Below are 12,054 nucleotides of genomic sequence, written 5' to 3' on the forward strand. Positions count from 1 at the left end.
GGTATGAGCTAACGCCTGACCAACATCGAGCGCACGGTGTGGGTCAGGTGGTCCAGGCTGAACGGCTTGGTCAGCACATGAGCAACAGCTTCGGGCAACTCGTCCATGGCTGCGGTCTGATCCACATAGCCGGTAATGAACAGTACCTTCAGACCCGGCTCCATCGCCCAGGCAGCATCCGCCACCTGACGACCATCGAGCCCACCCGGCAAGCCGATATCGGTGATCAACAGGTCGGCCTTCAGGCCGCCTTGCACCAGTGACAGGCCCTCTACGCCATTGGCCGCTTCCAGCACTCGATAGCCCTTCTCCCGCAACGCCTCGCCCACCATCTGCCGCAACGTTCCTTCGTCGTCGATCAAAACGATGGTTTCACCGGTGGCTTCGGTGTCTATCAGGGCTCCGGTCAGTACCGGCAGCGTCGCACCGATCTCGCCGGTGTGTCGCGGCAGGAACAGGTGCATTGCGGTGCCCTGCCCCAGTGAGGAATCGACGCGAATCTGCCCGCCCGACTGGCGTACGAAGCCGTACACCATCGACAGGCCCAGGCCGGTGCCCTGACCCAATGGCTTGGTGGTGAAGAACGGATCGAATACCCGTGCGATGGTCTGCGGATCCATGCCGGTGCCGCTGTCGGTCACACTCAGGCACACGTACTGGCCCGGCTGCAGATCGTTCTCGGTGCGGGCTCGGGCGAACTGATGGTGATTGCGCGCGCGCAACCACAGGCTGCCGCCCCCCGGCATTGCATCACGGGCGTTGATGCAGAGGTTGAGCAGCGCGCTTTCCAACTGGTTGGCGTCCACGCGCACCCACCAGACATCGTCGTCACTCTGGGCACTGAACTCGATGCTCGGGCCCAGCGTCTGGCGTACCAGGTCTTCGAGGTCGGCGATCAGGGCCTTGGGCTCGACAGCCCGTGGTGCCAGGGTTTGACGACGCGAGAACGCCAGCAGCCGATGAGTCAGGGTGGCGGCCCGGGCCGAGGCCCCCTGTGCAGCGTCGATGTAACGTTTGAGCTCGCCGATGCGGCCCTGCTCGACACGTTGACGCAGCAGTTCCAGGCTGGCACTGATGCCGGTCAGCAGGTTGTTGAAGTCGTGGGCAAGCCCGCCGGTCAACTGCCCGACCGCTTCCATCTTGAGGCTGTGGCGCAGTTGCTCTTCGACCTGCTGCAGCAGCAGCGCACGCTCGCGCTCTTCGGTCACGTCGCGGCCTACGGAGTGGAACGAGTCTTCGGCAGGCACCGCTGCCCAGGCGATCCAACGGTAGCTGCCGTCGCGGTGGCGCAGGCGGCAGGTCATGTCATGCAGGCGTTCGCCGCGATACAGCGGCACCATCGCGACCGCTACCGCTTCATGATCGTCGGGGTGGATCAGGTCGATGGCGTGCCGGCCAACCAGGTCCTCGGCGCTCCAGCCCAGCACCCGCGACCAGGCCGGATTGATGGCTGTGATTTCGAGCCTGCGGCTGGCCACCAACATGATGTCGGATGAAAGGTCCCAGAAGCGGTTGCGTTCGGCCGTGCGCGCCATGGCTTCACGCTCGAAGCCTTCGGCTGCCTGCTCGGCCTTGTCCCTGGCCTGCAATGTTGCAGTGGTTTCGATGACCGTGTCGAGCATGCCCACGATGGTGCCATGTTCGTCGCGTACCGGGCTGTAGCAGAACGTGAAATACGCCTGCTCGGCTCTGCCGTTGCGCTGGATGACCAGCGGGAAGTCCTCGATGAAGGTCGCTTCGCCCTCGAAGGCGCGCGTCACGATCGGCTCGATGTCGTCCCAGACCTCGCTCCAGACAGTGCTGAGCGGCAAGCCCAGTGCTTGTGGCTTGCCTTGCAGCAGAGGTTTGAACGCATCGTTGTAGAACATGATGCGCTCGGCTCCCCAGGCAAGGCAGCCGGGGAACCGCGATGCCAGCAGCATATCGACGGCAATGCGCAACACGGCAGGCCAACTGTGGATCGGCCCCAGCGGCGTCCCGGCCCAGTCGTGGCAGCGTACTTTCTCGCTCATGCCCTCTCGGGAAAAGGGAAACGGGTGGGTCATGTTCAACTCGGGCAGTGGATCGCCCAGCAACGATAGCATCCGCGCGATTCTTCGGCGACCCACCTGCGCCCAGCGCTGTCAGGCAAAACCGGTCACCACGTGTGGCACGTAGGGGCCTTCGAGGCGCGCCGTTTCCTCTTCGCTCAACGACAGTTGCAGTGCAGCCAGGGCATCGTCCAACTGCACGGCCTTGGAAGCACCGACGATGGGCGCCGACACGCCGCGCTTGTTCAACACCCACGCCAGCGCCACCTGCGCCATGGGCACGCCGCGTTCCTTGGCGATCTGCTCGACCACGTCGATCACCTTGCCATCCTCGACCTCGGTGGCAGCATAGAACGACTGCCCGGAAATGTCGGTGCGGGTGCGTTCGGTCTGCACGCCGTGCGGGCGCGTCAGCCGGCCGCGGGCCATCGGGCTCCAGGGCATCAGGCCGACGCCCTGATCCAGGCACAGGGGAATCATTTCGCGCTCTTCTTCGCGATAGATGAGGTTGAGGTAGTTCTGCATCGAGACGAACCGGCTCCAACCGTGGCTGGCCGCGACCTGTTGGGCCTTGGCGAACTGCCAGGCGTACATCGACGAGGCCCCGATGTAGCGCGCCTTGCCCGCTTTCACCACGTCGTGCAGGGCTTCCATGGTTTCTTCGATGGGCGTGTGATAGTCCCAGCGATGGATCTGATAAAGATCGACGTAGTCGGTGCCCAGCCGCTGCAGGCTGGCATCGATGCTGGCCATGATCGCCTTGCGCGACAGGCCCTGCTCATTGGGCTTTTTCGAGCCTTCCCACATGTTGGCCGGAAAGAACACCTTGGTGGCGATCACGGTTTCCTCGCGACGGGTGAACTCCTTGAGCAATTTGCCGACGATGACTTCGGAAGTGCCGGCCGAGTAACTGTTGGCCGTGTCGAAGAAGTTGATGCCCTGCTCCACCGCATGCTTGATGATCGGCCGACTGGCATCCTCGCCCAAGGTCCAGGGGTGGGTGCCGGCATCGGGCTCGCCGAAGGTCATGCAGCCCAGACACAGGCGGGAGATGTCCAGGCCGGTGTTGCCCAGCTTGACGTAGTTCATGGAGAGGCTCCTGCGGAGGACCGCGCGACATGCCGGTCCGATGCCTTTACCTTAGCGCCCACTCCTATCGGATATAACCCCCAGGCGTCGCACCTGAGCTATGCAGAAATTCACAAGCGTGGCAGCACTGCCATGCAATGCCGCACGAATTCGCTGACCGCCTGGATGCGTGGCGTGGCGCGCACGTCTTCGTGGAACGCCATCCAGACCTCGATGTTCAAGGTGGCCGCTTCAGGGTCGACCCGTTGCAGGCCATGTTCGGCGGCAATGAACGCCGGCAGGCAGACGATACCCGCGGCGCCGGCGGCGGCCAGTGCCTGCACGCGCAGGTCATTGCTGCACAGCACGAATTCGCCGTCCTCGGCCTGCTCGACCAGCCAGCGATGCTGAAGGGATTTGGCCTGCGAAGCGTCGTAGCCAATGAAGCGCGGCTTCGCTGCCTGCGCCAGGTAGGCAGGGCTGGCGTACAGCGCATAGTCCAGGTGCCCGAGCAGACTCGCCACCAATGTCGACTCCAGCGGCCGGGCCAGGCTGACGGCGACGTCTGCCTCCCGGCGCGCCAGCGAGGTGCGCGATTTGGTGCCCACCAGGCGCAGCGACAACGCCGGATGCTGCGCCAGCAGGGTACCGGCGTGGGGCGCAATCAGGCTGCCCAGCAATACGGGCGGTGCCGACAGCACCACTTCGCCCTGCACGTCCGGCTGATCGGCGCCCGCGTAATGCTCGAGAGCGAACGAAGAGGTGCTCATCTGCTCGGCGAACTCGGCAATCCGTAACCCTTGGTGGGTCAGCACGTAGGCACGCGAGCGGCGATCGACCAGCTTGAGGTTGAGCGCGGTTTCCAGTGACGCAATGCGCCGCGCCACGGTGGCATGGTCCACCGCCAGCGCCCTGGCCGCCGCCGTCAACGAGCCCGCCCGCACGAAGGCCGCAAAGTGCCTCAGATCTTCCCAATCGAACATGGATACCTCGCCTGTGATCAGGCCATGATACCCTCACCCCCCTTCAAAACGCGCAAATGCCCTGTAGGAGCGGTCCGCGGCCGCGAACCAGACGCCACGGAGCATCAGGCAAACTACGGGGCCCTTTTCGCGGCCGATGACCGCTCCCACAGGGAACACAAGCTACGTCACCGCGCAGTCATCTGGATACTTCGTTGACCTTGAACAACCACTCGAATGCCTGCGGCAACGTGGGTGTTGCCACATCGATCGGATTCGCGGCGATCTGGTCGGTCGTGCGCTGGAAGAGATCCCTGACCCCCGGCAGCACCGCGACCGGCATGTCAGCGGCACGCAACTGCCGCTCAGCTTCTTCGACTTCCTTCAAGCGACGCGGCGCATGCAGTACATGGGTGCGGATCAGGGCACCGAGAAAATCGCGCAGGCTTGCCTGATCGATGTCGCTCAAAGCGTCGTGCAACTTGTCACTGACGCCTTGCTTCTCCGCGGCCATGAAACATTCGATAGTCAGGGCTTCCAAGCCTTTGGTGAATACGCTTCTGAGGATCTTCAGGGCCGCCGCATCACCGGCTGCGCCGTGCTCCACTGGTTTGAGCGGCGCGCCGGCGAAGGCGAACAACGTCAGGGCGCGCTCGATACCAGTGCCGGCGCCCAGCAAGTTGGTTTTTTCGTGCGTCAGCGCAATCGCACCGAGGATGGCCACATCGACATAACTCACGTCGAATTCTGCGGCACGTTGCGCCGCCGTCCTGATCAATGCGGGATCGGCAGTGGTCATGTCCACATATAAAGCGTCCTTGGCCATATGCGCGAGCGCCTGCTCGGCGACGGACAGCGACACCGTACCAAACACGCACGATACCAGTACGTCACAGCTTGGCGCGATGTCTGCAACCGATGTACAGATATCGCTGCCTGCCTGCGCAGCAAAGGCCGCCGCAGCAGCGGACGGCTTCAGATCGCACAAAACGACTTCGTGCCCAGCTGCCGCCCAGGGTCTTGCATAGGTCAGTCCGACTTCGCCTGCACCGATAATTCCGATTTTCATGCTGTATCTCCTGCAATCAGTGAGCGGCGTAGGCGCCCTTGTAAGTGCCTGCGGCGATCTGCGCCATCATTTCCGCTTCCTTTTGTTCGGTCGCATGACAGGCGCTCAACAGCTCGGCCGCGCGCGATGCGGCGAAGGCGACGATGCCATCGTGGTCACCGACGACGAAGTCGCCCGGCGACACGATCATCCCATCGATGCTCACTGGAACGTTTATCTCACCAGGTCCGTTCTTGTAGGGGCCCAGATGAATGCCGGCCCGCGCGAACATCGGAAACATACCCTTGCCAATGGTTGCCAGATCGCGAATCGCGCCGTCAATCACCACACCCGCCGCGCCACGTTTTTCAGCAATCGCCGCCATGATGTCGCCCATCAATGCACGGCTGACATCGCCGCCGCCATCGACCACCAGTACGTGGCCAGGTTCGAGCAGTTCAAGGGCCTGATGAATGGCTCGGTTATCGCCATTGGCTACTTTTACCGTCAAAGCGATACCAGCCATGGTCCCTTCGATCTTGTGAAAGGGGCGCAACGCTGCGCCCGGCAAACGATCCAGACAGTCACTGATGATCGAAGTGGAGGTGCGGGCAAATGCGGTTACCAGTTCTTCACGTTCGGATGAGGCGAGTACGGCAGTCATAGACAGTTCTCCGATGGCAGATAACACCAGCATAAACAGGCTATGAAATAGAAAAAGCGATATTATTCAATATCCAATCATTCTATTAAGGAATGGACATGATCACCCTGCGCCAATTGCTTGCTTTACACTGGATAGAGCGGCTCGGAACTTTCGAGCGCGCTGCAGAGCACCTGAGCACCACTCAGTCCGCCATATCCAAACGCGTTCAGGAACTCGAGGCGTCGACCGGCATGCAGCTGTTCGACCGTTCGCAACGCGGCGCCCGGTTGACCAGCGCTGGCGAGGAACTGTTAGTGATAGCGCGGGAAATGCTCGGGCTCGCCGAGCGCATCGACTCCCTCAAGGACGGTACCCAAGTGGTGAAGCGCCGGCTCAGGTTGGGTGTGACCGAACTGACCGCATGGACTTGGCTGCCGCGATTGGTGACGCGGCTGGTAACCGATTATCCGGGACTCATTATCGAGCCAGAGGTCGACATGAGCCGCAACCTCCATGAAAAGCTCATGGACGACATGATCGACCTGATCATCATTCCCGACACCTTTACCGCGCCGGAAGTGACCTCTGTCGCCTTGGGCGAGGTCGAGAATGCCTGGATGGCCGCACCGGGCCTGATAGGCCACGATGAGGTGCTGGACCTCGCGGAACTGGCGAAATACCCAATGCTGGTTCAAGGCAAGAAATCGGGCTCGGGACTGTTCGTGAACAAATGGCTGCGTACCTTGGGCGTCGACCTGCCCAAGACGCTGTCCTCGGACAGTCTGACCGCCATGCTCGGACTGACAGCCGCAGGCTTGGGTGTGACTTATCTGCCGTTGGAATGCTTTCGGCCATTGGTGGACGAGGGCAAACTTAACATCATCCGCACAACCCCCACATTACCCCCAGTGCCCTACAAGGCGATGTATCGAAACGATCGCCCTTCAGCGTTCATGACCGAGGTGTCGGGGCTGGCAGTAGAGCTGTGCGACTTCACTCGCCAGTTGCAACGATGAGCCCGGGGCACCGTGCATTCGGCGCCCCATTGCGTATTACCAGGATCAACGCAACGTTGTCATTGCGCGGCGGGCTCGACCTGATCAGCCGGTTCGGCAATGGTCAGCACGAAGGCCAGGGCCGCCAGCGAGCAGATCCCCAGGAAAATGAAGACCGCTGTCCAACTGTAGCTGTCCAGCAGAAAGCCGGTGACCAGGGGTGCTATTGCTCCGCCCGCCTGCCCTGCGCTGTTGACCAACGAGGCCGCAACCGGGTAAGTGGAGCGGCTGGTCAGGCCCATGGAATAGACCGAAAACGACGAGTAACCGATGTTCAGCAGGAAGCCCGTGCCGAACAACAGCAAGCTTACTGCCAACAGCCCGTTGGGCGCATAAACCAAGGCCACCATCATCACGCAAGTGGCCACCGCGCTGATCATCATGGTGGGCTTGCGACGACGGTCCAGAATCCGGTCCGAGAACCAGCCGCCGACGATGTTGCCCAGTACTCCACCGGCAAACGGCAGTGCGGCGATGAAGCCAACCTGCATCAGTTCGAAGTGCTTCACTTCGCTCAGGTACTTGGGTAGCCAGGCCAGCAGCACATTGACCACGCCTGTCATCAGCAAATAACCCAGGCCACAGCCCCAGATGTTCCAGGAGGCAAATACCGATTTAGAGGAAGCCAGGGGTGCCACTCGCTGGTAGCGCAGCACTTTGTCCAACGCGCCGAAATCTCGCTGACGGCGCTTGGGCCCGCTCTCGGCCGGGGTCTGATCTTCGATATGATCGGCTTCGGCACCGTTGACCCGCTTGCAGGCACGGGGATCGTTTGGCACTACCCACCACCAGATCAATGCCAGCAGCAGGCCGGGGATGGCGAAGACGATGAACATGGTGCGCCAGTCGTAAAGCATGATGATGGCGGCGCCCACGGGTGGGGCTATGACGGCGCCCATCTTGGCGGCAGAAAGGAATGCGCCCGTGGCCAAGCCCTTCTCACCCGCTGGAAACCAGCGATTGATGGTGCTGAGCATGGACAGCGGGAGTGCGGCTTCGGCGATGCCCAAGGCGGACCGATAGAGCTTGATCATGCCGAAGTTATGCGCGGTTCCGATCAACAGGGTGACGATCGACGTCAGCGTGATCGACACCGGCGCGACGAGCCGCACGCCAAACCGGCTAATGATGAAGCCTGCCGGAATCTGACCCAGTGAATAGAACAGGAAAAACGCACTGACGAGCATGCCAGCCTGCGCGTTGCTGGCGCCAAATTCCTTCTGAATATACGGCAGAGCGATGCCGATATTAGCGCGATCGGCAGCGGCCAGCATGTACACCACGACGATCACCGACAGCACTATCCAGCGATACTTCGACCTGGCCGACCGAGCGGCGGCCTCGGTGTGGGCTAATTCGACCATGAGCGTTCCTTTATTATGTTTGTTCGATGGTCAATCTTGGCCAGCTGCGCGAAATAGAAAAAGCGATAAATAAGCACATTCATTCATTCTCTATTGGCATGACACGGCGCACAAACGTGCCCGCGTCGTTCACGCCGATGCACCGCCAACCGTGCTTCCCGACAACAACGCGAGGTTGAATCCGATCACCTGCGCCACGCGCGCCGAGCATGGTTGGCTTTTCGGCCGGGTTCTATCCCCAGTTCTACGGGCAGTCAGACGAGACCGACCGTGCCACAAAAAAACACTTGCCGAAGCTCGTTCTTGGTATACCATAATACCAGATACAAACCCTCCAAGAAGGAAACAGGCATGAGCTTCGAGATCCGCAAAATCGTCACCTACTCCGAAGAGACCCTCATCGAAGGCGGCAAGGCCACCGACAGTCCCGTGACCATGGTTGGCCTCGCGGTGGTCATGAAGAACCCGTGGCTGGGCCGCGGCTTCGTCGATGACCTGAAACCGGAGATCAAGGCCAACTGTTCCGACCTCGGAGCCCTGATGGTCGAGCGCCTGGTGGCCAGCATCGGTGGCGCGGACAAGATCGAGGCCTACGGCAAGGCGGCGGTGGTCGGTGCCGACGGCGAAATCGAGCACGCCTCGGCCGTCATCCACACCCTGCGCTTCGGCAACCATTACCGCGAGGCGGTGCAAGCCAAGAGCTACCTGAGCTTCACCAACAAGCGCGGCGGCCCTGGCACCTCGATCCAGATCCCGATGATGCACAAGGACGACGAAGGCCTGCGCTCCCACTACGTCACCCTGGAAATGCAGATCGAAGATTCGCCGCGCGCCGACGAGATCGTCGTCGTCCTGGGCTGCGCCAACGGCGGGCGTCTGCACCCGCGGATCGGCAACCGTTACATCGACCTGGAAGAGCTGGCTGCCGAAAAGGCCCAGTGACCCACTTGACTCAGGAGCGCTCCATGATTCGGCTTACCGCTGAACGCACTGCGGCCGGTACCACTTACCTAGCCGCGGGTGACGGCCCGCCCGTGGTGTTCATCCATGGAGTGGGCTTGAACAAGGAAATGTGGGGGGGCCAGTTCGTCGGGCTGCTGCCGCACTATCGGGTCATCGCCTACGACATGCTCGGGCATGGCGCCAGTGCGTTGCCTGCGCCAGGCACGGCGTTGCTCGGTTATGCCGACCAATTGCTCGAACTGCTGGATCACTTGCAGGTGCCCGCAGCGACGGTCATCGGTTTCTCCATGGGCGGGCTGGTGGCACGGGCGTTCGCCCTGCACTACCCCGAACGCCTGCAGGCTCTGGTGGTGCTCAACAGCGTGTTCAACCGCAGCGCCGAACAGCGCGCCGGGGTGATAGCGCGCACCGGGCAGGCTGCCGAGCATGGCCCGAACGCGAACGCCGAGGCGGCGTTGTCGCGCTGGTTCAGCCGCGAGTATCAGGCGGCCAACCCGGCGCAGATTGCCGCGCTGCGCGAGACCCTGGCCAGCAATGATCCTCAGGGCTACCTGACCACCTATGAGCTGTTCGCCACCCAGGACATGTACCGCGCCGATGACCTCGGCAGCATCGCGGCGCCGGCGCTGATCGCCACGGGTGAGCTCGACCCGGGCTCCACGCCACAGATGGCCCGGGAAATGGCCGAGCGCATTCCCCACGCCGAGGTAGCGATACTCCACGAGCAAAGGCATATGATGCCGGTGGAATCACCCCGGCTGGTCAACCAGATGTTGTTGGATTTTCTCACCCGGGCCCAGCGCCTGGACAACCAGGCACAGGGGATCGTCGCATGACCCTTTCACGCTTTCAGATGTGCATCGACGGCCAGTGGGTCGATGCGCTGTCCGGCAAGACCTTCGAGAGTCACGACCCGGCCCTGGCCCAACCCTGGGCGCTGTTGCCCGACGCCGACGAGGCCGACGTCGACCGCGCCGTGCAGGCCGCACAGCGGGCGTTCGAGGCGCCGGCATGGCGCGGGCTTACCGCCACCGCCCGGGGCAAGCTGCTGCGCCGACTGGGCGACCTGATCGGCGAGAACAAGGAAGCGCTGGCTCAGCTCGAAAGCCGTGACAACGGCAAGCTGATCCGCGAAACCCGCGGCCAGGTGGGCTACCTGCCCGAATTTTTCCACTACACCGCAGGCCTGGCAGACAAGCTGGAGGGCGGCACACTGCCGCTCGACAAGCCCGACCTGTTCGCCTACACGGTGCACGAACCGATCGGCGTGGTGGCCGGGATCATTCCCTGGAACAGCCCGCTGTACCTGACGGCGATCAAGCTGGCGCCGGCCCTGGCTGCTGGCAACACCATCGTTCTCAAGCCCTCCGAGCATGCCAGCGCCACCTTGCTGGAGCTGGCCCGCCTGGCTCTGGAAGCCGGCATTCCACCGGGTGTGGTCAACGTCGTCACCGGCTACGGCCCGAGCACCGGCGCTGCCCTCACCCGCCATCCGTTGGTGCGCAAGATCGCCTTCACCGGCGGTGCCGCCACCGCGCGCCATGTGGTACGCAGCAGCGCCGAAAACTTCGCCAAACTGTCCCTGGAGCTGGGCGGCAAGTCGCCGAACATCATTTTCGCCGATGCCGACCTGGACAGCGCCATCAACGGCGTGGTGGCCGGCATCTACGCCGCCTCGGGGCAGAGCTGCGTGGCCGGCTCGCGCCTGCTGGTGCAGGACGAGATCTACGACGAGTTCGTCGAGCGTCTGGTCGAGCGCGCCAAGCGCATCAAGATCGGCAACCCCCAGGACGAAGCCAGCGAAATGGGCCCTATGGCCACCGCCCAGCAATTGGCCGTGGTCGAAAGCCTGGTCGCGCAGGCGCTGGAAGAAGGCGCTACCCTGCGCATGGGCGGTCAGCGCGCACAGACCGACAGCGACGGTTGGTACTACCAGCCGACCCTGTTCGAATGCGACAACCACTCCATGAAGATCATGCAGGAGGAAGTCTTCGGTCCGGTGGCGTCGGTCATCCGCTTCTCCACCGAAGCAGAAGCGCTGGCCATGGCCAACGACTCCCAGTTCGGCCTCGCCGCCGGCATCTGGACCCGCGACCTGGGCCGTGCCCACCGCCTGGCCCGTGACGTGCGTTCCGGTATCATCTGGGTCAACACCTACCGCGCGGTATCGGCCATGGCGCCGATCGGCGGCTTCAAGAACAGTGGCTATGGCCGCGAGAGCGGCATTGATTCGGTACTGGCCTACACAGAACTCAAGACGGTATGGATCAACCTGTCCCAGGCCCCCATGCCCGACCCATTCGTGATGCGTTGAGGTAATTTGAAATGATCGAACCCGGCATCTACAAAGAAGTGATGGCTTCGTTCCCATCCGGCGTGACGGTGGTCACCACGCTGGACCCGGAAGGCGGCATCGTCGGCATCACCGCCAGTGCATTCAGTGCGCTGTCGATCGACCCGGCGCTGGTATTGTTCTGCCCCAACTACGAGTCGGACACCTACCCTATCCTGCGTGACAGCAAGCGCTTCGCGATTCACTTGCTGTCCGCAGACCAGCAGGCGGAGGCCTACGCCTTTGCCAGCAAGGGCAAGGACAAGGCGCGGGCCATCGCCTGGCACCTCAGCGAGCTGGGCAACCCGCTGCTGGAGAAAGCCACGGCCATCATCGAGTGCGAACTGTGGCGCGAGTACGACGGTGGCGATCACGCGATCATCGTCGGTGCAGTGAAGAACCTGATCCTGCCCAGCGAGCCGTTGACGCCCATGCTTTACCACCGCGGCAAACTGGGCGCATTGCCGACCCTGGGATGATCGACCTGCGCTGACCCACCAGGCCAGCCGGACCTGGGCACCTGGCCTGTCGCCGTTGGGCAGCAAGGCCGGGTGGCGTGCTAGACTCGCCGCTGTTTTTTTGCCTT

11 protein-coding genes are annotated in these 12,054 nt (G+C 62.6%); 5 read left to right on the forward strand and 6 right to left on the reverse strand.

Going from position 1 to position 12,054, the window contains the following annotated elements:
• Window positions 1-8: 8 nt before the first annotated feature.
• The 5 genes from IFT75_RS14690 to IFT75_RS14710 form a co-directional block, all read right to left on the reverse strand.
• The gene (locus tag IFT75_RS14690; RefSeq protein ID WP_244646811.1) at window positions 9-2,084 is read right to left on the reverse strand and encodes a hybrid sensor histidine kinase/response regulator; all 2,076 of its coding nucleotides are present in this window, start codon (window positions 2,082-2,084) and stop codon (window positions 9-11) included.
• Window positions 2,085-2,123: 39 nt separating this feature from the next.
• The gene (locus tag IFT75_RS14695; protein WP_185793188.1) at window positions 2,124-3,119 is read right to left on the reverse strand and encodes an aldo/keto reductase; all 996 of its coding nucleotides are present in this window, start codon (window positions 3,117-3,119) and stop codon (window positions 2,124-2,126) included.
• A gap of 110 nt (window positions 3,120-3,229) precedes the next feature.
• On the reverse strand, window positions 3,230-4,081 hold the full coding sequence (locus IFT75_RS14700) for a LysR family transcriptional regulator (protein ID WP_185793187.1): 852 nt from the start codon (window positions 4,079-4,081) through the stop codon (window positions 3,230-3,232).
• Window positions 4,082-4,259: 178 nt separating this feature from the next.
• Entirely contained in the window at window positions 4,260-5,129 is an 870-nt protein-coding gene (locus tag IFT75_RS14705; protein ID WP_185793186.1) for an NAD(P)-binding domain-containing protein, read from the reverse strand.
• Window positions 5,130-5,145: 16 nt separating this feature from the next.
• Window positions 5,146-5,772, reverse strand: a complete 627-nt coding sequence (locus IFT75_RS14710; RefSeq protein WP_185793185.1) for an RraA family protein — start codon at window positions 5,770-5,772, stop codon at window positions 5,146-5,148.
• 98 nt (window positions 5,773-5,870) lie between these two features.
• Here IFT75_RS14710 and IFT75_RS14715 point away from each other — a divergent pair, with 98 nt between their 5' ends.
• Entirely contained in the window at window positions 5,871-6,770 is a 900-nt protein-coding gene (locus IFT75_RS14715) for a LysR family transcriptional regulator (RefSeq protein ID WP_185793184.1), read from the forward strand.
• A 59-nt stretch (window positions 6,771-6,829) separates the two neighbouring features.
• Here the strand turns inward: IFT75_RS14715 and IFT75_RS14720 are convergent, their stop codons facing one another.
• Entirely contained in the window at window positions 6,830-8,173 is a 1,344-nt protein-coding gene (locus IFT75_RS14720) for an MFS transporter (RefSeq protein WP_185793183.1), read from the reverse strand.
• 351 nt (window positions 8,174-8,524) lie between these two features.
• Between IFT75_RS14720 and IFT75_RS14725 the strand changes: the two genes are divergently transcribed.
• Genes IFT75_RS14725 through IFT75_RS14740 form a run of 4 tightly spaced genes read left to right on the forward strand, consistent with a single transcriptional unit; the run spans window position 8,525 to window position 11,947 of the window.
• Window positions 8,525-9,115, forward strand: coding sequence for an amino acid synthesis family protein (locus IFT75_RS14725; RefSeq protein WP_192055351.1), 591 nt, complete (start codon window positions 8,525-8,527; stop codon window positions 9,113-9,115).
• A 23-nt stretch (window positions 9,116-9,138) separates the two neighbouring features.
• The gene (locus tag IFT75_RS14730; RefSeq protein WP_192055353.1) at window positions 9,139-9,972 is read left to right on the forward strand and encodes an alpha/beta fold hydrolase; all 834 of its coding nucleotides are present in this window, start codon (window positions 9,139-9,141) and stop codon (window positions 9,970-9,972) included.
• Window positions 9,969-11,450 carry an aldehyde dehydrogenase gene (locus IFT75_RS14735; RefSeq protein ID WP_192055355.1) on the forward strand — a complete coding sequence of 494 codons (1,482 nt, stop codon included), beginning with the start codon at window positions 9,969-9,971 and terminating at the stop codon, window positions 11,448-11,450. Before IFT75_RS14730 ends, IFT75_RS14735 begins: the two co-directional genes overlap by 4 nt.
• Window positions 11,451-11,461: 11 nt before the next feature.
• Window positions 11,462-11,947, forward strand: coding sequence for a flavin reductase family protein (locus IFT75_RS14740; protein ID WP_185793181.1), 486 nt, complete (start codon window positions 11,462-11,464; stop codon window positions 11,945-11,947).
• Window positions 11,948-12,054 lie beyond the last annotated feature (107 nt).

The organism is Pseudomonas sp. CFBP 8758, from assembly GCF_014841725.1.
Lineage (GTDB): Bacteria > Pseudomonadota > Gammaproteobacteria > Pseudomonadales > Pseudomonadaceae > Aquipseudomonas > Aquipseudomonas baltica.